Source organism: Pseudomonas sp. B21128 (assembly GCF_044218865.1).
In the GTDB taxonomy this organism is placed as follows: domain Bacteria; phylum Pseudomonadota; class Gammaproteobacteria; order Pseudomonadales; family Pseudomonadaceae; genus Aquipseudomonas; species Aquipseudomonas iridis.
On the sequence record NZ_CP162590.1, the window covers coordinates 49,799 to 73,155 of the forward strand.

At 59.1% G+C, this 23,357-nt stretch carries 23 protein-coding genes; 9 read left to right on the top strand and 14 right to left on the bottom strand.

The genetic code is table 11. From position 1 onward, the window contains the following. Nucleotides 1–3: 3 nt before the first annotated feature. The 3 genes from lepA to lptF form a co-directional block, all read right to left on the bottom strand. Nucleotides 4–1,803, bottom strand: a complete 1,800-nt coding sequence (lepA, locus tag AB4P91_RS00235; protein WP_042557786.1) for a translation elongation factor 4 — start codon at nucleotides 1,801–1,803, stop codon at nucleotides 4–6. 172 nt (nucleotides 1,804–1,975) lie between these two features. Continuing rightward, nucleotides 1,976–3,037, bottom strand: a complete 1,062-nt coding sequence (lptG, locus tag AB4P91_RS00240) for an LPS export ABC transporter permease LptG (protein ID WP_150594934.1) — start codon at nucleotides 3,035–3,037, stop codon at nucleotides 1,976–1,978. Continuing rightward, the gene (gene lptF / locus AB4P91_RS00245; protein WP_042557784.1) at nucleotides 3,030–4,151 is read right to left on the bottom strand and encodes an LPS export ABC transporter permease LptF; all 1,122 of its coding nucleotides are present in this window, start codon (nucleotides 4,149–4,151) and stop codon (nucleotides 3,030–3,032) included. Before lptF ends, lptG begins: the two co-directional genes overlap by 8 nt. 308 nt (nucleotides 4,152–4,459) lie before the next feature. On the opposite strand from lptF, the gene AB4P91_RS00250 reads away from it, so the two are divergent. The 4 genes from AB4P91_RS00250 to AB4P91_RS00265 all read left to right on the top strand — a co-directional run bounded on the left by AB4P91_RS00250 (nucleotide 4,460) and on the right by AB4P91_RS00265 (nucleotide 9,813). Beyond that, a complete protein-coding gene (locus tag AB4P91_RS00250; RefSeq protein ID WP_150594935.1) occupies nucleotides 4,460–5,950 on the top strand; it encodes a leucyl aminopeptidase in 1,491 nt (496 codons plus the stop codon). A gap of 57 nt (nucleotides 5,951–6,007) precedes the next feature. After that, on the top strand, nucleotides 6,008–6,436 hold the full coding sequence (locus AB4P91_RS00255) for a DNA polymerase III subunit chi (RefSeq protein WP_150594936.1): 429 nt from the start codon (nucleotides 6,008–6,010) through the stop codon (nucleotides 6,434–6,436). 8 nt (nucleotides 6,437–6,444) lie between these two features. After that, nucleotides 6,445–6,834, top strand: a complete 390-nt coding sequence (locus AB4P91_RS00260; protein ID WP_150597505.1) for a DNA polymerase III subunit chi — start codon at nucleotides 6,445–6,447, stop codon at nucleotides 6,832–6,834. Nucleotides 6,835–6,966: 132 nt separating this feature from the next. Next, complete coding sequence (locus AB4P91_RS00265; protein WP_395604074.1) at nucleotides 6,967–9,813, top strand: valine--tRNA ligase; 2,847 nt, start codon at nucleotides 6,967–6,969, stop codon at nucleotides 9,811–9,813. Nucleotides 9,814–9,873: 60 nt separating this feature from the next. Here the strand turns inward: AB4P91_RS00265 and AB4P91_RS00270 are convergent, their stop codons facing one another. Beyond that, nucleotides 9,874–10,278, bottom strand: coding sequence for a hypothetical protein (locus tag AB4P91_RS00270; RefSeq protein ID WP_150594939.1), 405 nt, complete (start codon nucleotides 10,276–10,278; stop codon nucleotides 9,874–9,876). Between the two features lie 215 nt (nucleotides 10,279–10,493). On the opposite strand from AB4P91_RS00270, the gene rlmF reads away from it, so the two are divergent. Then, nucleotides 10,494–11,513, top strand: a complete 1,020-nt coding sequence (gene rlmF / locus AB4P91_RS00275; RefSeq protein ID WP_395604075.1) for a 23S rRNA (adenine(1618)-N(6))-methyltransferase RlmF — start codon at nucleotides 10,494–10,496, stop codon at nucleotides 11,511–11,513. Between the two features lie 213 nt (nucleotides 11,514–11,726). On the opposite strand, the gene AB4P91_RS00280 is transcribed toward rlmF, so the two are convergent. Continuing rightward, nucleotides 11,727–12,008 (bottom strand): HU family DNA-binding protein, encoded by a 282-nt coding sequence (locus tag AB4P91_RS00280; protein ID WP_003221909.1) that lies wholly within the window; start codon nucleotides 12,006–12,008, stop codon nucleotides 11,727–11,729. A gap of 395 nt (nucleotides 12,009–12,403) precedes the next feature. Here AB4P91_RS00280 and yejK point away from each other — a divergent pair, with 395 nt between their 5' ends. Together yejK and AB4P91_RS00290 are read left to right on the top strand one after the other, a co-directional pair. Beyond that, entirely contained in the window at nucleotides 12,404–13,408 is a 1,005-nt protein-coding gene (yejK, locus tag AB4P91_RS00285) for a nucleoid-associated protein YejK (RefSeq protein WP_150594941.1), read from the top strand. Continuing rightward, the gene (locus AB4P91_RS00290) at nucleotides 13,408–13,758 is read left to right on the top strand and encodes a glutaredoxin family protein (protein ID WP_008083649.1); all 351 of its coding nucleotides are present in this window, start codon (nucleotides 13,408–13,410) and stop codon (nucleotides 13,756–13,758) included. The genes yejK and AB4P91_RS00290 overlap by 1 nt, the downstream gene beginning before the upstream one ends. 50 nt (nucleotides 13,759–13,808) lie before the next feature. On the opposite strand, the gene AB4P91_RS00295 is transcribed toward AB4P91_RS00290, so the two are convergent. From AB4P91_RS00295 to AB4P91_RS00315, 5 genes are all read right to left on the bottom strand, one after another. Further along, nucleotides 13,809–14,744: a glutathione S-transferase family protein gene (locus tag AB4P91_RS00295; protein WP_150594942.1), complete on the bottom strand. Its 936-nt coding sequence runs from the start codon at nucleotides 14,742–14,744 to the stop codon at nucleotides 13,809–13,811. Nucleotides 14,745–14,828: 84 nt separating this feature from the next. Next, a complete protein-coding gene (locus AB4P91_RS00300) occupies nucleotides 14,829–15,131 on the bottom strand; it encodes a GIY-YIG nuclease family protein (RefSeq protein ID WP_042557776.1) in 303 nt (100 codons plus the stop codon). 39 nt (nucleotides 15,132–15,170) lie between these two features. After that, nucleotides 15,171–15,641: a nuclear transport factor 2 family protein gene (locus AB4P91_RS00305; protein WP_395604076.1), complete on the bottom strand. Its 471-nt coding sequence runs from the start codon at nucleotides 15,639–15,641 to the stop codon at nucleotides 15,171–15,173. Between the two features lie 156 nt (nucleotides 15,642–15,797). Further along, entirely contained in the window at nucleotides 15,798–17,102 is a 1,305-nt protein-coding gene (locus AB4P91_RS00310) for a CynX/NimT family MFS transporter (protein ID WP_395604077.1), read from the bottom strand. After that, nucleotides 17,092–17,751 (bottom strand): FadR/GntR family transcriptional regulator, encoded by a 660-nt coding sequence (locus tag AB4P91_RS00315; RefSeq protein ID WP_150594946.1) that lies wholly within the window; start codon nucleotides 17,749–17,751, stop codon nucleotides 17,092–17,094. The genes AB4P91_RS00310 and AB4P91_RS00315 overlap by 11 nt, the downstream gene beginning before the upstream one ends. Nucleotides 17,752–17,916: 165 nt before the next feature. Here AB4P91_RS00315 and AB4P91_RS00320 point away from each other — a divergent pair, with 165 nt between their 5' ends. Beyond that, nucleotides 17,917–18,228 (top strand): type II toxin-antitoxin system MqsR family toxin, encoded by a 312-nt coding sequence (locus AB4P91_RS00320; protein ID WP_095188819.1) that lies wholly within the window; start codon nucleotides 17,917–17,919, stop codon nucleotides 18,226–18,228. After that, nucleotides 18,225–18,713 carry a type II TA system antitoxin MqsA family protein gene (locus tag AB4P91_RS00325; protein ID WP_395604078.1) on the top strand — a complete coding sequence of 163 codons (489 nt, stop codon included), beginning with the start codon at nucleotides 18,225–18,227 and terminating at the stop codon, nucleotides 18,711–18,713. Before AB4P91_RS00320 ends, AB4P91_RS00325 begins: the two co-directional genes overlap by 4 nt. Nucleotides 18,714–18,766: 53 nt before the next feature. On the opposite strand, the gene AB4P91_RS00330 is transcribed toward AB4P91_RS00325, so the two are convergent. The 4 genes from AB4P91_RS00330 to AB4P91_RS00345 form a co-directional block, all read right to left on the bottom strand. Beyond that, nucleotides 18,767–19,531, bottom strand: a complete 765-nt coding sequence (locus tag AB4P91_RS00330; RefSeq protein WP_042730176.1) for an amino acid ABC transporter ATP-binding protein — start codon at nucleotides 19,529–19,531, stop codon at nucleotides 18,767–18,769. Between the two features lie 10 nt (nucleotides 19,532–19,541). Beyond that, nucleotides 19,542–20,639, bottom strand: coding sequence for an amino acid ABC transporter permease (locus AB4P91_RS00335; protein ID WP_047299835.1), 1,098 nt, complete (start codon nucleotides 20,637–20,639; stop codon nucleotides 19,542–19,544). 10 nt (nucleotides 20,640–20,649) lie between these two features. Beyond that, nucleotides 20,650–21,831 carry an amino acid ABC transporter permease gene (locus AB4P91_RS00340; RefSeq protein WP_395604079.1) on the bottom strand — a complete coding sequence of 394 codons (1,182 nt, stop codon included), beginning with the start codon at nucleotides 21,829–21,831 and terminating at the stop codon, nucleotides 20,650–20,652. Between the two features lie 66 nt (nucleotides 21,832–21,897). After that, entirely contained in the window at nucleotides 21,898–22,929 is a 1,032-nt protein-coding gene (locus AB4P91_RS00345; protein ID WP_115146333.1) for an amino acid ABC transporter substrate-binding protein, read from the bottom strand. Nucleotides 22,930–23,357: the final 428 nt, after the last annotated feature.

Genomic DNA, 23,357 nt, shown 5'->3' on the forward strand with positions numbered 1-23,357 from the left:
GACCTAACTATCCAACCTGAGCACTGCAAGGAAAGCTTCTTGTGGAATTTCCACGTTGCCGACCTGCTTCATGCGTTTCTTACCGGCCTTTTGCTTCTCCAGCAGTTTCTTCTTACGGCTGACGTCACCACCGTAGCATTTGGCCAATACGTTCTTTCTGAGTGCCTTGACGGTTGTCCGGGCAACGATCTGACCACCAATGGCGGCCTGGATCGCGACGTCGAACATCTGACGCGGAATCAGTTCTTTCATCTTCTCGGTCAACTGGCGACCTTTGTAGTGCGAGTTGTCACGGTGCACGATCAACGCCAGGGCATCGACCTTGTCGCCGTTGATCAGCACATCCAGTTTCACCAGATTAGCCGATTGGTAACGATCGAAATGGTAGTCCAGCGAAGCATAGCCGCGGCTGGTGGATTTGAGACGGTCGAAGAAGTCCAGGACCACTTCGTTCATCGGCAGGTCGTAGGTGACCTGCACCTGATTGCCGAGGAACAGCATGTCGACTTGAACGCCACGCTTCTCGATGCACAGGGTGATGACGTTGCCCAAGTGTTCCTGCGGCACCAGAATATTGGCCCGCACAATCGGCTCGCGCATGTCTTCGATCGACGACACATCCGGAAGCTTGGATGGGTTGTCGACGTAAATCGTTTCACCGGTTTTGAGCAGCAGCTCGAAAATTACCGTCGGCGCCGTGGTAATCAGGTCCAGGTTGTACTCGCGCTCGAGTCGCTCCTGGATGATTTCCATGTGCAGCATGCCGAGGAAGCCGCAACGGAAGCCGAAGCCCAGTGCATCGGAGCTTTCCGGGGTGTATTGCAGCGACGAGTCGTTGAGGGTCAACTTCTGCAACGCTTCGCGGAAATCTTCGAAGTCGTCGGAGCTGACCGGGAACAGACCGGCGTAAACCTGCGGCTGGATGCGCTTGAAGCCTGGCAGCACTTCAACGTCCGGCGTCGAGCTCAGCGTCAGGGTGTCACCCACCGGCGCACCGTGAATGTCCTTGATGCTGGCGATGATGAAGCCCACTTCGCCGGCCTTCAGATCAGCCGTGGCGGTATGTTTCGGGTTGAACACGCCAACGCTGTCGACCAGATGGATCTTGCCGGTGGACTTGACGAGGATCTTGTCGCCCTTCTTCACGCGGCCATGACGCACACGCACCAGGGAAACAACGCCCAGGTAGTTGTCGAACCAGGAATCGATGATCAACGCTTGCAGCGGATCTTCGATGTTGCCGGTTGGCGCAGGAATGGTATGCACCAGACGCTCGAGCACTTCGTCGACACCCAGGCCGGTTTTGGCGCTGCAGGTGACGGCGTCGGTGGCGTCGATGCCGATGATCTTCTCGATCTCGTCCTTGACGCGATCAGGGTCGGCCTGTGGCAGGTCGATCTTGTTCAGTACCGGCATGACCTCAAGGCCCTGCTCGATCGCGGTGTAGCAGTTGGCCACGGACTGGGCTTCAACACCCTGACCGGCGTCGACTACCAGCAATGCACCTTCGCACGCGGCCAGGGAACGGCTGACTTCGTAGGTGAAGTCGACGTGGCCCGGGGTGTCAATGAAGTTCAGCTGATATTTGATGCCGTCTTTGGCGGTGTAATAAAGGGTGACGCTGTGGGCCTTGATGGTGATCCCGCGTTCACGCTCCAGGTCCATGGAATCCAGTACCTGGGCTTCCATTTCACGCTCGGCCAGGCCGCCGCACATCTGGATGAAGCGATCGGCCAGCGTCGACTTGCCATGGTCAATGTGGGCGATGATGGAGAAATTGCGGATATGACTCAAATCACTCACGGATCAACACTCAAAAAGGCTGCAGGCATAGCCCGCCGAAAAATAGCCGGGAATTGTACCTGATACACGGCGCAAGCGTCACGCTCACCTGTCACCCGGATGGCATGCAAAAACGCCCCGATCTGTCGACCGAGGCGTTTTCAAGGTTAAACGGTGGATGAAAGCTTGTTCATCAACCGGCTCGTCTAAGCAGCCAGACACCCGCCAGCGCACAGACCCCGGCCGGTACCAGCACCGCAAACAACGGCGAGAAACCGAACACCAGGCTCGATGGGCCGAGCAAATCCTGGACGATGCGGAAGGTGAAACCCACCAACACACCCGTGAACACACGCTGACCCAATGTCACCGAACGCAACGGGCCAAAGATAAAGGAGATCGCCATCAGTACCAGTGCAGCGGTCACCAGCGGCTGCAACACCTTGACCCAAAATGCCAGCCAGTAACGACCGTTGCTCAGGCCCTGCTCGGCCAGATAGTGGATGTAACCCCACAAACCGCTGATCGACAGCGATTCCGGCGCCATGACCACGGTGCTGAGCAATTGCGGGCTCAGTGCCACATCCCAACGCTCGGTTGGCATGTTCACGACTTCAGTGCTGCGCTCATTGAACCTGGTGGTCGACACGTCGCTGAGCTGCCAGTGATCGCCGTCGAACTCGGCCTTTTTGGCAAAGCTCGAACTCAGCAGATGGCGCTCCTTGTCGAAGTGGTAGCGGGTCACGCCATACAACAGACCGTTGGGTTGCACGGCGTTGATGTGGATGAACTCTTCACCCTGACGGTGCCACATGCCGTGCTTGGCGCTTTGCGCGTCGCCACTGCCCTGAGCCAGCGAGCGGTTGGCCTGGGCCATGCTTTCGGTAGCTGGCGCGACGTATTCGCCGATCAGCACGCCGGCCAGCATCAGCACCAGCATTGGCTTCATCACCGCCCAGACGATACGGCCGATGGAGACGCCCGCGGCGCGCATCACGGTCAGCTCGCTGCTGCTGGCCAGACTGCCCAGACCGATCAGGCAACCGATCAACGCCGCCATCGGCAGCATTTCGTAAAGACGACGCGGTGCAGTCAGCAGCACGAAGCTCAGCACGTCAACCAAGGTGTAGGTTTCGCTGACGTCGCCCATTTCATCGATGAAGGCAAACAGTGTCGCCAGGCCAAGAATGATCGCCAGCACAGCGATGATCGCCATGAACACGCTGCTGCCGATGTAGCGGTCGAGTTTAACCACGAGCCACCTCCAGCGCAGCGGCGCGACGGCTGGCCATCTTCAGGCGCAGCGGCTCCCAATAGAGCAGGCCGAGGCCGATGAACAGGAAGATCGCATGCACCCACCACAAGCCGAGCGTCGGGTGGATCTTGCCTTTTTCAAGGGCGCCGCGCGCGGCAATCAGGATGGTCAGGTAAGCCATATAAAGAAGAATCGCCGGCAGAAGCTTGAGGAAGCGCCCTTGACGCGGGTTGACTCGCGACAGCGGCACCGCCATCAGGGTCACGATAAACACCAGCAACGGCAAGGACAGGCGCCATTGCAGTTCGGTCTTGGAGCGGATGTCGTCACTGCCCAGCAAAGACGAGGTCGGCATGGCGTCACGGTCGGTGACTTCTTCGCTGACGTCCGGCTTGGGCAGCAGCACGCCATAGTTCTCGTAATGAATGGCGCGGTAATCAGCCTGGCCCGGGCTGCCGTCGTAGCGATAGCCGTTATCGAGGATCAGGTAGCGATTGCCGTCGGGGCGGATTTCCTGGCGACCCGATTCAGCCACCAGCACGGAAATCCCACGGTCTTTCTGATCGGCGCCGAGGTTCTTCTGCGAGATGAACACGCCGCCCAGATTGACGCGATCATCGCTCAGGGTTTCGGTGTAAGTCACCCGTGTGCCGTCGCGCAGGGCCTGGAAGCGACCAGGCTCCAGGGTGTCGAATTCGGTCAACGCGTCCTGCTTGTTCAGCAGCAACTGGAACTGGTTGGCACCTTGCGGCGCCAGACCCAGGCTCAGCCAGGCCACGACCAGCGCAACCAGCGTCGCCGGAAACAGGGTCATGCGCAGCAACTTCTGCTGACTCATGCCGGTGGCCGAGAGCACGGTCATTTCGCTTTCGAGGTACAGGCGCCCGTAGGCCAGCAGGATCCCGAGGAACAGGCCCAGCGGCAGGATCAGTTGCAGGAAGCCCGGCAGGCGAAAGCCCATGATCAGGAACAGCGAGCCCGGATCGAGCTGACCGGCAGCGGCCTGCGCGAGGTATTTGATGAAGCGACCGCTCATGATAATGACCAGCAGCACCGCACTCACGGCACTGAGGGTCAACAGAACTTCGCGGGACAGATAACGGAAGACGATCAAACCAGACACTCCAGGGTTGTCAGGCTAAGGCGGCCAAACAAGCAAACACACCGACCGGCCCGCAACGCAGAGCCGTCGGAAAAAGATGCGGCATTATCCTGTGATTGAGGGCCCCTGTCACTGCGCACACTCATCCACGCACGCAATACGTTGAAGATCGTCCAGCCGAGGGTTGTCAGGCGCGGGGAGCGAGGTTCAAACTGCGGCCCTTGTCGCAGGCTTTGGCCTGCGCCTCTTCTATTTATAAGCAGGCGACTGCGGACACCGTCGAACGCCTGTGTGTTGACCATTCATTCAGGGATCCGGACATGGAACTGGTTGTAAAAAGCGTTAGCCCAGAAACGTTGAAAACCGCCACCCTGGTGGTTGCAGTCGGCGAAGGCCGCAAACTCGGCGCTGCTGCCCAACAGGTCGACGAACTGAGCGGTGGCGCCATCAGCGCCGTCCTCAAGCGTGGCGATCTGGCCGGCAAGGTCGGTCAGAGCCTGCTGCTGCACAGCCTGCCGAACCTCAAAGCCGAGCGCGTGTTGCTGGTCGGCCTCGGCAAAGATGAAGAACTGGGCGATCGCCCGTTCCGCAAAATCGTGGCCGGCATCCTCAATACCCTGAAAGGCCTGAATGGCAGCGATGCCGTGCTGGCGCTGGACGAAGTCATCGTCAAGGGTCGCGACAGCTACGGTAAAACCCGTCTGCTGGCCGAAACCCTGGTCGACGGCGAATACAGCTTCGATCAGTTCAAGAGCGTGAAAGCCGAACCGCGCGCCCTGAAAAAAATCACCCTGCTGACCATCAAGGCTGCACAAGCCGAAGTACAGCGCGCCGTGACCCACGCCACTGCAATCGCTAACGGCATGGCCTTCACCCGCGACTTGGGCAACCTGCCACCGAACATCTGCCACCCGACGTTCCTTGGCGAGCAAGCCAGGAATCTGGGCAAAGAGTTCAAGGATCTGAAAGTCGAAGTCCTCGACGAGAAGAAGATCAAATCTCTGGGCATGGGCTCGTTCTACGCCGTCGGCCAGGGCAGCGAACAGCCGCCACGCCTGATCGTCATGCAATACAACGGCGGCAAGAAATCCGAGAAGCCCTACGCGCTGGTCGGTAAAGGCATCACGTTCGACACCGGCGGCATCAGCCTGAAACCGGGTGCCGGCATGGACGAAATGAAGTACGACATGGGCGGTGCTGCCAGCGTGTTCGGCACCCTGCGTGCCGTACTTGAGCTGAAATTGCCGATCAACCTGGTGTGCATCCTCGCCTGCGCCGAAAACATGCCAAGCGGCAATGCGACCCGTCCGGGCGACATCGTCACCACCATGAGCGGCCAGACCGTGGAAATCCTCAACACCGACGCCGAAGGCCGTCTGGTGCTGTGCGATGCCCTGACCTACTCCGAGCGCTTCAAGCCGCAAGCGGTGATCGACATCGCCACCCTGACCGGCGCTTGCGTGGTTGCTCTGGGCGCGCACACCTCGGGCCTGCTGGGCAACAACGACGAACTGATCGGCCAACTGCTCAGCGCCGGCCAGACTGCCGACGACCGCGCCTGGCAACTGCCGCTGTTCGACGAGTATCAGGAACAGCTGGACAGCCCGTTCGCCGACATCGCCAACATTGGCGGGCCGAAAGCCGGCACCATCACCGCTGCGTGCTTCCTGTCGCGTTTCACCAAGAACCTCAACTGGGCGCACCTGGACATCGCGGGCACCGCGTGGACCAGCGGCGGCAAGGACAAGGGCGCCACTGGCCGTCCGGTGCCTCTGCTGACCCAATACCTGCTGGACCGCGCCAAAGCCTGAAACCGCTGACGAGCGGCGTCACTTTCGGGTGACGCCGTTTGCCACTCTGGAATCGCAATGACCAAAGTCGACTTCTATATCCTGCCCAGCGCCGATCCTTCCGCGCGCCTGGACTTTGCCTGCAAGCTCACCGAAAAAGCCTGGCGCATGGGCCACCGCATCTACCTGCATTGCAGCGATGCGGCTCAGCGTGACGATCTCGATGCACGCCTGTGGGCGTTCAAGGGTGAGAGCTTCCTACCGCATGGCCCGGCCGACAGCGAACCGGACGGCTTGATTGTCCTGGGACTGGGCGATGACTGCGGTCAGCATCAAGACTTGCTGGTCAATCTCGACCTGAAAGTCCCGGCTTTCGCCAGCAAATTCGCCCGTGTGGCGGAAGTGGTGGTAGAAGACCCGACCATTCGCGCCGCTGCGCGGGAGAGTTTTCGCTTCTACCGCGAACAGGGCTATCCTCTGCAAGACCACCGATTACAGCGACTCTGAGCATTCCAATGGACACGCCGAAACCGCAGCAAAAGTCCGCGCACTTGCTGGATGATCTCGAATCAATCCGCCAGTTGCTCGGCGATGACAACCTGCAACCGCCACTGCTGACCGATACGGTCGAAGACGGTGAACAGGAACAGATTCCGATGTTGTTCGACTCGGTCGGCAACGTCCCCCCCGCCGCTGAACCGCCACCGGTTGCGCAACCTGCCGCCTCTGTCGATAAAGGCCCGGATGCCCTGCTACACCTGGACAGCGAATTGCGCGCCGCCGCGCAATTGATCATGCAAGACGTGATCGACGACTTCGCCCCGCACATCGAAACCGAAATCAAACGCCGCCTCGATGCGCGGATGGAACGGCTGCTCGCCGCAGCTACGAGCGGCAAGCTTTAAGCTGCAAGCCAAAGCCAAAGCCAAAACAACCGCCACTCTCTCCTTGCAGCTTGTGGCTGGTAGCTTGCAGCTGTCCCCACGGCTATACTTCCCGGCTTTTCCTGAATAAATGCCAATAGGGTCCCGCCGCGCATGGATAAGACCTACCAGCCGCACGCCATTGAAACTTCCTGGTACAACACCTGGGAGTCCGAGAACTACTTCGCCCCGCAAGGCGCGGGCGATTCCTACACCATCATGATCCCGCCGCCGAACGTCACCGGCAGCCTGCACATGGGTCACGGCTTCAATAACGCGATCATGGATGCCCTGATCCGTTTCCGCCGCATGCAGGGTCGTAACACCCTGTGGCAGCCGGGCACCGACCACGCCGGTATCGCCACGCAGATGCTGGTGGAACGTCAACTCGAAGCCAAGGGCCAGAGCCGTCACGACCTCGGCCGCGAGAAATTCCTCGAGAAAATCTGGGAATGGAAAGATGAATCCGGTGGCAACATCAGCCGTCAGATCCGTCGCCTCGGCTCGTCCGTAGACTGGAGCCGCGAGCGCTTCACCATGGACGACGGTCTTTCCGAAGCGGTTAAAGAAGCGTTCGTGCGCCTGCACGAAGACGGCCTGATCTATCGCGGCAAGCGTCTGGTCAACTGGGACACCAAGCTGCACACGGCCATTTCCGACCTCGAAGTGGAAAACCACGACGAGAAAGGTTTCCTGTGGAACCTCAAGTACCCGCTGGCTGGCGGCGCAAAAACCGCTGAAGGCAACGATTTCCTGATCGTCGCGACCACCCGTCCGGAGACCATGCTCGGCGATTCCGCCGTCGCGGTGAATCCGAACGACGAGCGCTACAAAGCCCTGATCGGCAAGTTTGTCGAGCTGCCACTGGTTGGCCGTCGCATCCCGATCATCGCCGACGATTACTGCGATCCTGAATTCGGCACCGGCTGCGTGAAAATCACCCCGGCCCACGATTTCAACGACTACGAAGTCGGCAAGCGCCACAACCTGCCGCTGCTGAACATCTTCGACAAGAATGCCCACGTACTGCCGGCCTGTCAGGTATTCAACCTCGACGGCACGCTGAACGAAAGCATCGACGGCAAGATCCCGGCTGAATACGCCGGCCTCGATCGTTTCGAAGCGCGCAAGCAGATCGTTGCCGCGTTCGACGCCGCCGGCCTGCTGGTCAGCGTTGACGACCACGCCCTGAAAGTGCCGAAAGGCGACCGCTCCGGCACCATCATCGAGCCGTGGCTGACCGACCAGTGGTACGTGTCGACCAAGCCTCTGGCCGAGCCCGCGATTGCTGCTGTCGAAGACGGCCGCATCCAGTTCGTGCCGAAACAATACGAAAACATGTACTTCTCGTGGATGCGCGACATTCAGGATTGGTGCATCAGCCGTCAGTTGTGGTGGGGCCATCGGATTCCGGCCTGGTACGACGAGTCGGGCAAGGTCTACGTCGGTCGCGATGAAGCCGAAGTGCGTGCCAAGAACAACCTTGGCCCGGACGTTGCGCTGCAACAGGACAACGACGTTCTCGACACCTGGTTCAGTTCGGGTCTGTGGACCTTCTCCACCCTCGGCTGGCCGGAAAAAACCGAGTTCCTGAAGAAATTCCACTCCACCGACGTGCTGGTCACCGGTTTCGACATCATTTTCTTCTGGGTCGCCCGGATGATCATGATGACCATGCACCTGGTGAAGAACGAAGACGGCACGCCGCAAGTGCCGTTCAAGACCGTTTACGTGCATGGTCTGGTGCGTGACGGCCAAGGCCAGAAGATGTCCAAGTCCAAGGGCAACGTCCTTGACCCGCTGGACATCATCGACGGCATCGACCTGGAAACGCTGGTGCAGAAACGCACCTCGGGCCTGATGCAGCCGAAACTGGCGAAGAAGATCGAGAAGCAGACCCGCGACGAGTTCGCCGACGGCATCGCCAGCTATGGCACCGACGCCCTGCGCTTCACCTTCTGCTCGCTGGCGTCCACCGGTCGTGACATCAAGTTCGACATGGGCCGCGTCGAAGGCTATCGCAACTTCTGCAACAAGATCTGGAACGCCGCGCGTTATGTTCTGGACAAGGGCGAAGACTGCGGCCAGAACGGCGAAGCCTACGAGCTGTCGCTGGCAGATCGCTGGATCATCTCGCAACTGCAGCGCACCGAAGCCGAAGTCACCCGTCAACTGGATCAGTTCCGTTTCGACCTCGCGGCGCAAGCGCTGTACGAGTTCATCTGGAACCAGTACTGCGACTGGTATCTGGAATTGTCCAAGCCTGTGCTGTGGGACGAAAACGCTCCGGTCGAGCGCCAGCGCGGCACTCGTCGCACGCTGGTTCGTGTACTGGAAGTGGCGCTGCGTCTGGCGCACCCATTCATGCCGTTCATCACTGAAGAAATCTGGCAGCGCATTGCACCGCTGGCCGGTATTCAGGGCAAGACGATCATGCTGCAACCTTGGCCAGTGGCCAATGAAGAGCGCATCGATCCGGCTGCCGAGAGCGACATCGAGTGGCTCAAGGAGCTGATGCTCGGCACGCGGAACATCCGTGGCGAGATGAACATCGGCCCGGGCAAACCACTGCCGATCTACCTGAAAAACGTCAGCGCCGAAGACCAGCGCCGTTTGACCGAGAACGAAGCGCTGCTAAAGAAGCTGGCGCGTCTGGAATCGATCACCGTCCTGGCCGCTGGCGAAGAAGCACCGCTGTCCGCCACCGCACTGGTCGGCGAGATGGAAGTGCTGGTGCCGATGGCCGGCCTGATCGACAAGGCTGCTGAACTGGCGCGCCTGGACAAGGAAATCCTGCGTCTGCAGGGCGAAGTCCAGCGGGTTGGCGGCAAGCTGTCCAATGCCGGTTTCGTCGACAAGGCCCCGGCCGAAGTCATCGAGAAGGAACGCGCCAAACTGGCCGAGGCTGAACAGGCCCTGGGCAAGTTGGCCGAGCAGCACGCGCGGATTGCCAGCCTGTAACGGCAAATCGCAATGAAAAAGGGAGGCCCGTCATGGCCTCCCTTTTTCGTTTTCGGTTACTCACTCAGGACATGTCTGGCCGTTAGAAAGCCGCACTTCAACCAGCACTAAGGCATTGGGCGAGATAACAACACCCCCATTACCAGGCTTCAGGGAATACCCAGCCCGCAGCCATCCGCTGCCGATGGGTTTAATCGCCGTTTCGTAAGGGCATATCACATCCTGGAACTTGTCGCTGATGGTATCTAACGTGAACGTGAAACTGAATTCGGTTCCCTCGACAGGCTGCGTTTCATCGCGTTCCAAAAAGCCCCGTGTTTCCAGGGTAATAACATCGCCAATCGCCATACCCGGTTGAATCATGACGCGAACGGGAACGCCCTTGACAGGGCTGGGTACACTGCCGCACGAGATCAATCCGTATCTGTCAGCGCTTGGAAAAGTCGGGGCTTGCAATTCAATCATGATTTTTCTCCGGAAAATGTCCTTGAATGAGAAAAGGACGTCCTTCGATTAGGCCGAAAAGAACCCGGGGTGCCTACTGTCATATCTGACAGGTTCCAATGCCTTTTTGGAATAAAAAAACCGCCGCGCCCAACCCATGCACTCATTTGGTCGACTTCTGTATAGATGTGGGACAATACCCGCCACTTTCAGCCATACCCGAATCGACCACGCCCATGAACGCCCCCCGTACACCTCGCCCGCCGCGCAAGAAGCCTGATTCCGCCACCTCGGCCAAAGCCGTGGAACCACGGGAAAAGGCCAGCCTGCACCCGCGCAATCGCCATCAGGGTCGTTACGACTTCCCGGCGCTGATCAAAACCACGCCGGAACTGGCAAAGTTCGTGATCACCAACCCGTACGGCAAGGAAAGCATCGACTTCGCCAGCCCCGACGCGGTGCGCGTGTTCAACCGTGCGCTGCTCAAGTCGTTCTATGGCATTCAGCATTGGGACATTCCGGCAGACTACCTCTGCCCTCCGGTTCCGGGCCGTGCCGATTACGTGCACTTTCTTGCGGACCTGCTGGCGAGCATGAACGAGGGCAAGGTGCCGCGCGGCGCGATCGTCAATGTCCTGGACATTGGCATGGGTGCCAACTGCGTGTATCCGCTGATCGGCAACAGTGAATACCGCTGGCACTTCCTCGGTTCGGAAATCGACCCGACGGCCGTTGCAGCGGCCAAAGCGATTGTCCAGTCGAACGACCTGAGCAAGGTCATCCAGCTGCGCCAGCAGGAGAATCGCAAGCACATCCTGATCGGCTTGCTGGAGCCAGGCGAGCGTTTCGACCTGACCATGTGCAACCCGCCGTTCCATGCCTCGATGGACGAAGCGACCAAGGGCAGCGAGCGCAAATGGCGCGCACTGGGGAAGGCTGATCCGAAACGCAAGTTGCCGGTGCTGAACTTCGGCGGCCAGTCGGCAGAGCTGTGGTGCGAGGGGGGTGAAGCGCGTTTCGTGACGCAACTGATCGCCGAAAGCGCCAATTTCCAGCACAAGGTGCTGTGGTTCAGCACACTGGTGTCGAAAGCCTCGAACCTGCCGCCCATCGAAACCGCGCTGAAAAAGGCTGGCGTACTGGAAAGCCAGGTAGTGGAAATGTCTCAAGGTCAGAAGCAGAGCCGTTTCGTGGCCTGGACCTTCCAGACCAAGTCCGAACAGCAGATCTGGCGTCGCGAGCGCTGGACGCGCTAAGACTGAGTCAATGCTCCTACAGGTCAAATGGTGGGAGCGAGCTTGCTCGCGAAGGCGGTGTGTCATTCAGCAGAGATGTTGGCTGAAACGGTCTCTTCGCGAGCAAGCTCGCTCCCACAGTGATTTACGGCGTTCGTCAGTCAATCGCCAAATCGCAGACACAAAAAAACCGTGCCCGGATCGCTCCGGTGCACGGTTTTTTATTGCTGCGTCTTACTTGTTCACAGCGTCGGTCAGGCCTTTGGCCACAACCAGCTTGATCACTTTCTTCGCAGGGATTTCGATGGCAGCGCCAGTCGAAGGGTTACGGCCAGTGCGGGCAGGACGCTCGGTCACTTTCAGCTTGCCGATACCTGGCAGAGTGATTTCGCCGCCGTTTTCCAGCTGATCGGCAACGATTTGGCCCAGTTGGTCCAGAGCGTTACGCGCGGTGGTTTTCGGCGCGTCGATAGCTTCAGCGATGTCGGCGATCAGTTGGTCTTTAGTAAGAGCCATGTAGTGTTCCTTCCCTATCAAATTCATATGGATTGCAGAGTGCAGTGTCAGCCATCGAGCCCGATCTTCTGGATCTGGCACCCTCGGCGATAACCGCGACGAGTCGGGTTATAGATACCGAAATCAGGGTTTGGTTCGACCTGACAAATGCTGATTGCACGCTTAACGCAGTGACTTCGCGTAAGACCGGGCAAAACTAGCACAGAGACAAGGAAATATCCGCCTCTAGCTACCCATTTGGTCAGCTTTATTGCTCTAAACCGGCAAAAAACTGCATAAGGGCCGCACAGCGCCCAGGATTTGCCCTTCACCCGGCGCCAAAACCAGTGATTGCGGTACACTGGGCGCTTTTTCGGGGGAGCCTGCCCTCCTCCCATCCAACAGCCGAGAAGCCCATGCCGATCCGTCATTGCATCGTCCACCTGATCGACAAAAAACCCGACGGCACGCCCGCAGTTCTGCACGCCCGTGATTCTGAACTGGCGGAGTCGGCGGCCATCGAGAACATGCTCGCCGACCTCAACGAGAGCTACAACGCCAAACAGGGCAAAGCCTGGGGTCTGTTCCATCCGGAATCTGGCGCGTTCCCGTTCAGTGGCTGGCTGAAGGAGTACATGGAAGGTGGCAGGGACTTCACCGCATTCAGCAAAGTGGCGGTCGAGCATCTGCAGAAGCTGATGGAAGAGTCGAACCTGTCGGTCGGTGGCCACGTGCTGTTCGCTCACTATCAGCAAGGCATGACCGATTATCTGGCCATCGCCCTGCTGCACCACAGCGAAGGCGTGGCCGTCACCGACTCGCTGGACGTGACCCCGTCGCGCCATCTCGACCTCGGCCAGCTTCACCTGGCCGCGCGGATCAACGTTTCCGAGTGGCAGAACAACAAGCAGTCCAAGCAGTACATCTCGTTCATCAAAGGCAAAAACGGCAAGAAGGTGTCGGAATACTTCCGCGACTTCATCGGCTGCCAGGAAGGCGTCGACGGCCCGGGCGAGACCCGCACCCTGCTCAAGGCTTTCAGTGACTTCGTCGAGAGCGAAGACCTGCCGGAAGAGTCCGCTCGCGAGAAAACCAAGACGCTGGTCGATTACGCCAGCAGCCAGGCGAAACTCGGCGAGCCAATGGGCCTGGAAGAGCTCTCGGAACTGATCGACGAAGAACGCCCGAAAGCCTTCTACGATCACATCCGCAACAAGGATTACGGCCTGTCGCCAGAGATACCGGCGGACAAACGTACCTTGAATCAATTCCGCCGCTTCACCGGTCGCGCCGAAGGCCTGTCGATCAGCTTTGAGGCACACCTGTTGGGCTCGACGATCGAGTACGACGAAGAGAACGGCACCCTGATGATCAAGGGTCTGCCCACCTCACTGACCGATCAGCTGAAGCGCCGCAACTGATGCTCGGCAATGTGCTGAAGAAGGTCGCGCTGGTTCTGCTGGTGGTCGTGGTTTATCAGAACTGGGGCAAGATCGAGCGGGTGTTCAACCCGTCGCAGATGGTTGCTGAGCAGACGCGGGCGCAGGCCAATGTCGTGCTCTATGCCACAGACTGGTGCGGCTACTGCAAGCAGACCAAACGCTTTCTCGACAGCAAGGGGATTGCGTTCAAGGAGTTCGACATCGAGAAGGATGCCGAGGCGCGCAAGGCGTACGAGGCACTGGGTGGACGCGGGATTCCGCTGATCGATGTGAATGGCACGTTGATTCGCGGGTTTGATCCGGACGAGATCCTCGCTGCCCTGAAATAACCGTGGGAGCGAGCAGGCTCGCCCCCAGGTTTTGCATCTGACTTAAAAAATCAGCGTGCTTCGATACGGAAACCGAACCGCGGGAAGTGCACATGCACCACGCCGCCACGCTCGTCTTCGCGACGCACGATCAGTTCCTCACGACCGGCAAACAGCAACTCACCCACCACCGGATCAACCCCGTAATCCGTCGCGGCAATTGCCACCTGCTGGCCTGCCTTGAACCCGTTCGGGTCAACAAACTGTTCATCCGGCAATGCCGCTGGCGTCGCATTGCGTGCAACCTCCAGCGCCTCCTCGGACGTCATTTCGCTCGCAGCGCCATGCCCGAAGCCCAACACACGTCCCAGCCACGCGACGACGGCTGGATACTCATCCACCAGAGGCGCTGTCACATGGGTCGCCTTGAGAAACCACATCGGGTGCGCCAAAGCAAAGTCGGCGATCGATGGAGCGCCGAACAGGAAGTCACCTTGCTCGCGCTGCAACTGCTGCTCCAGACGCGCCATGATCGTCGGCCATTGATGCTTGGCTTGCTCGGTAGACAAACGCGTGGCGGTGCCGCCACTGAACAGGCCGGCACGGTCGGCCATAAACGCCTTGATCGCTTCCGGCGGTAATTTGCCGAAGCGCACGGCAACCGATTCCGGCTGGAACACCAGGCTGACGGCATGCTGGAACACCACCGAGTCCGCCCACGTCGCGAAGCTGGCGGTGGTCATTTCCTGACCTTCGGGGAAAAACGACGGCTGCGCCTTCTCTTGCTCCAGTCGGCGGGCGATCAACGAAGTGTCGCAATAGATGTCAGCGCCGATCTGCAGCACTGGGGTTTTGCGGTAACCACCGGTCAGGGCGGTCAGATCCGGTTTCGGCATTACCGGCGAGATATTCACCGAGCGCCAAGACAGACCTTTGAAGCCCAGCAGCAGACGGGCCTTCTCGGCAAATGGAGAGGTCGGGTAATGATGCAGAATCAACTCGGACATGCTCGGCTCCGCCGCTCAGAAAGTGAGTCGGCAGCTTAGCGCGCATTTACTTAGCAGCCTACAGATCTGGCTGATGGGAACCGATCAGTCAGATTGATAAGACGCGACCAGACACTCCTTCGCGCTCTTGCGCAGTTTTTTGATCAACCGCTCCTGCCGCAAGGCGTCGCTCTTGTCGCGACAAAGCTCGGTGTAAACCAGTGCCGTGGCCGGGCTGGACAGGAAGAAGCGCGCGCCTTTGCCGCTCTGGTGCTTGGCAAAACGGCGCGCGGGATCGTTGCTGATCCCGCAATACAACGAACCGTTGGCCGCGCGCACGAGGTAGACGAACCAGGACTTGCTCACTGGCTCGACAACATCGACAGATTTTTCGCTAAGGCTGGTCACTTCGGGATCAAGACGCGTAGGAAACAGGCCGCGATCTTATCAGCGACCGGCCTGAAATGCCTTCAGTCCCTTCAGCGCCTGGGCACGCACTGCGTTGCGCACCAGAGGCGTCCAGCCCAGCAGCAGACCTTTGAAACCCAAGGCCTGCCGCGACCAGCGCCACAGATCGAAATGATCGTGGTGCTCGCAGATCTTGCCGTCACGGAACACGAAGCGTGCCTGGATATCGTTGACCACGACGTTGCCGGTCTGGCTGAACAAATACGTCGCCACCCAATGCGCACCGCCGCTGCGCTCATCGGCGCGAACGTTGTCGAAAGTCAGCGAAAAGTCTTTGGCGCGGGTGGTGAGCATTCGCCACATGTCGCCTGCATCGCGCCCACGCAGCTCACCAAAGGCCGGGTCGCTGAACACCACATCTTCGGTGTAACACGCAGCCATGGCCTCGGCGTCGAGGTGCTGGAAAGCCTGATAGAAGCGGGTGATCAACGCAGCATGAGCGTCACTCATGGGCAAACTCCATGGAATGGACAGATTGCCAGCACGATAATCTGCACAGCGCGGAAACACTATCGGCATTCGCCCACCGAATATCTTTCCTGGCCTTCAGGCGACGATAAAACCAGTGGAAGCGAGCAACCTCGTTCCCACTGGAAACTGCGCCATTCAGATTTTTTCGCTTGTGACCTGCACGTACAGCGTCCGCCCGGCGCCGAGGCCCGCGATGATCGCCCCCGTGCCAATGATGCCGAAGATCCAGCCCACCGCATTCCAGCCGCCCGTCCAGTCATGCACAACGCCGACTGCAAACGGCCCCATCGACGCCAGCGTGTAGCCGAAGCCTTGGGCCATGCCCGACAGGTTGGCTGCGACATGGGCGTCACGCGAACGCAGCACGATCAACGTCAGCGCCAGGCTGAATGCACCACCCTGCCCCAGACCGAGCAGAATCGCCCAGCCCCACAGGCCTTCGATCGGCGCATACAGACAACCGAACAGACCGCCGAGGGTCAGCGCCATCACCACCACGATCGCCAGACGCTGATCCTTGCCACGAGTCGCCAGCCACGGCGCCGCAAGTGAACTGGCGAGCTGGACGATCACCGAACCGGACAGCACCAGGCCGGCCTGGGTCGGCGTCAGACCGCGCCCAATCAGGATCGACGGCAACCAGCCGAACACGATGTAGGCCAGCGACGATTGCAGGCCCATGTACAAGGTCACCTGCCACGCCAACGGATCACGCAACAGTCCGCGCACGCGATAAGCGACATTGTGCGCACCGTGTTTCTGGCCGACTTGGGGTAGCCAGAACACCGCAGCGACCAGCGCCGGAATCACCCAGAAACCCAGACCCACGGCCCAGCTGCTGCCGAAGTGTTCACTCAACGGTACGCTCGATCCCGCCGCCATCGCGGCCCCCAGACACAGCGCCATGGTGTAAACGCCCGTCATGGTACCGGCGTGTTTGGCGAAGTCGCGTTTGACGATGCCCGGCAGCAGCACGCCAATGATGCCGATACTGGCACCGCCCAATACGCTGCCGGCAAACAGACCGATCTCACCGAAATTGCTGCGCAGGATGATTCCGCCTGCGAGGGTCAGGAGAATCCCCAACACCACTCGCTCGGCACCAAAACGCCGCGCCAGAATCGGCGCCAGCGGTGCAAACAGGCCGAGGCACAGCACCGGCAACGTGGTCAGCAGACCCGCCTGAGCGGCAGACAGCCCGAGGCTTTTCGAAACATCGCTAAGCAGCGGCGCCAGGCTCGACAGCGCCGGACGCAGGTTCAGCGCCACCAGAATCAAGCCCAGCAGCAACAGCCATGGCCGGCGCACCAGCGGAGGGCTTTGCTGTACGTGTTCGTCATCAGCCTCGGCATCGATCAGCAGCTCTTCGAGCTCTGCCGTGCGTTTCGGGGCTGTGGATATCTCGTTGCGGGGCATGGATTTCTCGGTTTCAAGGTTCATTGATCAACTGCCTGGATAAGGCTTTGGCCCGTTCCGGGTCGCGTTGTTCGACGGCATCGAGCAACTCGATGTGCAGGTCGAACACTTCCTGACGGCGCGGAACGATGTTCAGTGTCTGGCGCAATTGCGCGCCGACGATGCTGGAGAAATAGCGATACAGCTCGCTGAGTGTCGGGTTATGCGCGGCGTCGACCAAACGGCGGTGGAACACCAGATCGCAGGCGATGTAGGTGTCGAGATCGCCGTGGTAATGGCTGCCGCTGGTGCCGAGCGCTTCACGCAAGGCGACGAGGTCTTCATCGGTGCGGCGCAGCGCCGCGAGACCAATGGCTTCGACCTCGAGGATGTGCCGGGTTTCCCGCGCCTGTTCCAGCGAACAACGCGAGAGCGCCTTGAGGGTGTCCAGCGGATCAATCAGCGCACGCAGATAACTGCCGTCGCCCTGGCGAATTTCAATCAACCCGGAAAACGCCAACACGCGCATGGCTTCACGCACGGTATTACGGCTGATGCCCAGCTCGGCGCACAGCTCGGGCTCGGTGGGCAATCGCTCACCGACCTGCCAGGTGCCGCTGTTGATGCGCTGACGCAATTGATCCAAGGCCTGATCGACCAAGGACCGTTTAACGAGAGGAGAAATGTCTGACATAGGATTCGCCCTTTCATCCAATCATAGGATGAATTTTCTGACATGTTAGTCAGACCCGTGTAGGACGGCAACCACCTAGGGTCAATTGGAGGGAAATGAAGCGGGATTTTCGATTAGTCAAAATTACCCTTTAAGGGTAATTTCGGGACAGGGTTTTGGTTTCTTATGGAGAAGAACACGCCCCATTACGACTTGGCGGTGATCAAGGCTGAGGTCCGGCGGCTTGGAAAAAAAGCCTTCACAAAGACCTCGGCAGATTCAGGCGAGTATCTCGGCTTTAGCATCAGCGAGATGCAAGAGATCGTTTTCGAATTGCAGAACAGGATGTTGTACAAATCGATGACCAGCTACGACGATCATCGGGTCTGGCAAGACGTGTATCACACCCATTCACAAGATCTGGAGATTTACATCAAGGTGACCTACCGCCCCGGTGGCGGCCCACCGGTAATCTCCTTCAAGGAGAAAAACCCATGAAAACCCAGCAATGTGTCAGCTGCGGTGCACGTGAGGGAATGAGACATTTTGCAGGGCGCGGCGAAACCCTGAGTGTCAAAGGCATGGAGCGCCGTGTAGATGATCTTTCTGGTTGGGAATGCCAGCAGTGCGGAGAGGTTGAGTGGGATCACGATACCGATAGCGCAGAACGTTATTGTGATGCCGGGGATGAGCTGGTTTTCGCTGCCAGGCAAATGATCGGCGCCGAGATGAAGCGTATTCGGCGCAAATTGCACCTCACGCAAAAAGAGACGGTGCAACTGCTGTCCGGTGGAGGGCATAACGCGTTCTCTCGCTACGAACGCGGCGAAATACTACCGCCCAAGGCGTTGATGCTGCTGATGCGACTATTGGATCGTTACCCGTACTTGCTGACCGATGCGAAAATTCTCGGTGAAGGTGCAGACTTGAGAGGCTTCAAGCACACCATCCACAAAGAACACGAAACCTTCACCGTATCCTGACCCACAAAAAAACAAACCCGGCACAAGGCCGGGTCCGTTTTACACATCAGCCATCAATGCAGAATCTGGCTCAGGAACAGCTTCGTCCGATCATTTTGCGGGTTATCGAAGAAGTCGTTCGGTGCTGCCTGCTCAACGATCTCGCCCTTGTCCATGAAGATCACGCGATTGGCCACGGTGCGGGCAAAGCCCATTTCGTGGGTTACGCAGAGCATGGTCATGCCGTCTTCGGCCAGACCGATCATGGTGTCGAGCACCTCTTTCACCATCTCAGGATCGAGCGCCGAAGTCGGTTCGTCGAACAGCATGATTTTCGGTTTCATGCACAGCGCGCGGGCGATCGCCACACGCTGTTGCTGACCGCCGGACAGTTGCCCCGGATACTTGTGCGCCTGCTCCGGAATGCGTACGCGCTCCAGGTAATGCATGGCGATTTCCTCGGCCTTGCGCTTGGGCATCTTGCGTACCCACATCGGCGCCAGGGTGCAGTTCTGTAAAATGGTCAGGTGCGGGAACAGGTTGAAATGCTGAAACACCATGCCGACTTCACGGCGGATCGCTTCGATCTGCTTGAGGTCGTTGGTCAGTTCCACGCCATCGACGACGATGCGGCCCTGCTGGTGTTCTTCCAGACGATTGAGGCAACGAATGGTGGTCGATTTGCCGGAACCCGACGGGCCGCACAGGACGATACGTTCGCCCTGTTTGACGTTGAGGTTGATGTCTTTGAGCACGTGGAACTGGCCATACCACTTGTTGACGCCCTGCATCTGAATAATGCCTTCAGGGCTCACAGGCTTTTTGATTGCTTCACTCATTACAGAACTCCTAACGCTTGTGGCCAGTGTCGAGCTTGCGTTCCAGATGCATGGAATAGCGCGACATACCAAAACAGAAAATCCAGAACACCAGGGCGGCGAATACGTAGCCTTCGGTGGCCATGCCCAGCCATTTCGGATCGGCAGCGGCTTGCTTGACGCTGTTGAGCAGGTCAAAGAGGCCAATGATGATCACCAGACTGGTGTCCTTGAACAGCGCGATGAAGGTGTTGACGATGCCGGGAATCACCATTTTCAGGGCTTGCGGCAGAATCACCAGGCCCATCGAACGCCAGTAGCCCAGACCCATCGCAGCGGCCGCTTCGTATTGACCTTTCGGGATCGCTTGCAGACCGCCGCGCACCACTTCAGCCACGTAGGCCGACTGGAACAGGATCACGCCGATCAGCGCCCGCAGCAACTTGTCGAAGTTCATGCCCTCGGGCAGGAACAGCGGCAGCATTACCGAAGACATGAACAGCACCGTGATCAACGGCACGCCGCGCCAGAACTCGATGAAGGTCACGCAGACCACCCGAATCGCCGGCATGTTCGACCGTCGACCCAGCGCCAGCACGATGCCAAGCGGCAAGGCGCCAGCGATACCGACGGTGGCGATCACCAGAGTCAGCATCAAGCCGCCCCATTGGCTGGTCGCGACGGTTTGCAGGCCAAATACGCCGCCGTGCAGCAGGCACCAGGCAACAATCGGATAGATCACCAGAAAGCTCAGCCCGTACACCGCTTTACGCGGGAAGCGCGAGATGAACAGTGGCGCCACGCCGATCACTGCCAGCCACACGGTCAGGTCCACGCGCCAGCGCAGGCCGGTCGGGTAGTAGCCATACATGAACTGACCGAAGCGTTGCTGGATGAACACCCAGCAGGCGCCCTCCTTGGTGCAATCGGCCTGGGTGGTGCCGACCCAGTTGGCGTCGAGGATCGCCCACCCCAGAATCGGCGGAACGATCAGGTAGATCAGGTAGAACGCGAACAGCGTCAGCAAGGTGTTGAGCCAGCTGGAGAACATGTTCGCGCGCATCCATGCCACTACGCCGATGCTACTGCTCGGTGGGGGCATGTCGGGTTTGAAAGTATGAGTACTCATGCGCTTTTCCTTACCGCTCGATCAGCGCAATGCGCTTGTTGTACCAGTTCATCAGCAGGGAAATGCTGATACTGATCGCCAGGTACACGCTCATGGTGATCGCAATCACTTCGATCGCCTGACCGGTCTGGTTCAGCACGGTGCCGGCGAACAGCGAAACCATTTCCGGATAACCGATACCGGCGGCCAGCGAGGAGTTCTTCGCCAGGTTCAGGTATTGGCTGGTTAGCGGCGGGATGATCACCCGCAGGGCCTGAGGAATGATCACCTTGCGCAGGGTCGGGCCTTCACGCAAACCGAGCGAACGGGCCGCTTCGGTCTGGCCGTGGCTGACCGACTTGATCCCCGAACGCACGATTTCGGCAATGAACGCCGCGGTGTAAACGGTCAAGGCCAGGGTCAAGGCCAGCAGTTCCGGGATAAGCACCCAGCCGCCAACGAAGTTGAAGCCCTTGAGTTCGGGCATTTCCCAGTGCAGCGGAGCGCCGAAGATCAGCGCGCACAAACTCGGGATCACCAGCAGAATCGCCAGACCCACCCAGAACTTGTGGAACGGCTCACCGGTCGCTTCGAAGCGTTTGTTGGCCCAGCGGCACATCAACCCGATGCCGACAATGGCCATCACGACGCTGATCACGAACGCCCAGAAACCATCAGTTGCCAGCGCGGCCGGCATGTTCAGGCCACGGCTGCTGACAAAGAAAGTGTCGCCGAAGTTGTGGCTGTTGCGCGGTCCCGGCATGGTCAGGAACACCGCGAAGTACCAGAACAGGATTTGCAGCAGGGGCGGAATGTTGCGGAAGACTTCCACATACACGGTCGCCAGCTTGCTGATGATCCAGTTTGGCGAAAGACGCGCGACACCAATGATGAAGCCCAGCAGAGTCGCCAGGATCACGCCGATGATGGTCACCAGCAATGTATTGAGCAGACCGATCACAAACACGCGGGCATAGCTGTCCGCTTCGGTGTAGTCGATCAGGGTTTGAGCGATGCCGAACCCGGCACTGCGCTCCAGAAAGCTGAAGCCGGAGGTGATGCCCCGGTGTTCAAGGTTGGTTTGTGTGTTATCGAACAGGAACCAGCCCAGGGAGACGACGGCCACGATAGTGACGATCTGAAATACCCAGGCGCGCACTCGCGGATCGCTGAGGCTGAGCCTCTGCTTTGGTGCGCCGATTGATTTTTGCATGAAGTGCCCCGGAAAAAATGGAACAAGAACATCACCCGGCGGTTGGCCCGCCGGGTGATAGAACCATTAGCGCACTGGTGGTGCGTACTGAATGCCGCCGTTGTTCCACAGGGCGTTCAGGCCACGGTCGATTTCCAGCGGAGTGTTCTTGCCGAGGTTTTTCTCGAACACTTCACCGTAGTTGCCGACCTGCTTGACGACCTGCACGACCCAGTCCTTCGGCAGTTTCAGGTCTTTGCCGTATTCACCGTCAGCGCCGAGCATACGAGCGACGTCCGGATTCTTGGTGGACTTGGCTTCAGCTTCGACGTTCTTCGAAGTGATGCCGGCCTCTTCAGCGTTGAGCATGGCGTAGCCAGTCCAGCGCACCACGGCCAGCCACTCGTCGTCGCCGTTACGCACGACTGGACCCAGTGGTTCCTTGGAAATGGTTTCCGGCAGAACCACGTAGTCCTTCGGCGAAGCCAGTTTGCTGCGCTGGGCGAACAGCTGGGATTTGTCGGAAGTCAGCACGTCGCAACGACCGGATTCCAGCGACTTGGCGCTTTCATCGGAGGTGTCGAAAGTGATTGGGGTGTATTTCAGACCGTTGCCGCGGAAGTAGTCGGAAACGTTGAGCTCGGTGGTAGTACCGGCCTGGATGCAGATGGTCGCGCCGTCCAGCTCTTTGGCACTCTTCACGCCCAGCTTGTTGTTTACCAGGAAGCCGATGCCGTCATAGTAGGTAATGAAGCCCGGGAATTTCAGGCCCATGCCCGCGTCACGGGAACTGGTCATGGTGGTGTTGCGCGACAGGATGTCGATCTCGCCGGACTGCAGCGCGGTGAAGCGCTCCTTGGCGTTCAACTGACTGAATTTGACCTTGGTGGCGTCGCCGAATACAGCAGCGGCTACTGCGCGGCAGAAGTCAGCGTCAATGCCGAGGATCTTGCCGGTCGCGTCCGGTACCGAGAAGCCCGGCAGACCGTCGCTCACGCCACATTGCACGAAACCTTTCTTCTGCACGGCATCCAGGGTTGCACCCGCCTGAGCGAACCCGCTGACGCCGAGTACTGCTGCTGCAGTCACGATCGCCAGAGTGGATTTCAACATCTTCATTCAAACCTCCAGTTTTGCTCTTGTTGTGTCGGAGCTTGAGTCCAGTCGCACCCTTTTGAGGCGGTGTTGACCCTAGTTGGCTTTTTATTGGGTCAACCGACGTAAAGACCTTCGCTATGAGTGTTTCAGGAGAAAATCCACATCATGGACAACTCACTTCTCACCAATTGGCCGAACGGGCTGTAGCCCTTTCATATTCGCTAAGCCCATGGCGGCCATCGGCGAACATCCATTACCGGATTCTTTGCATCCCATCGTCAGGCGTTCACTGATAGTGTTACCGCCAGACGCGAGATCGGTTGCACGCTTCAAGCCATAGCAAAGCCCGTACCACACCGGCCGCTGAAGCACATAAGCGACAGGTCAATAGCAAAACTTGTACCCTTGCGACATCTTCTTAACGGATCAACCGGGCGCGCACTTCAATC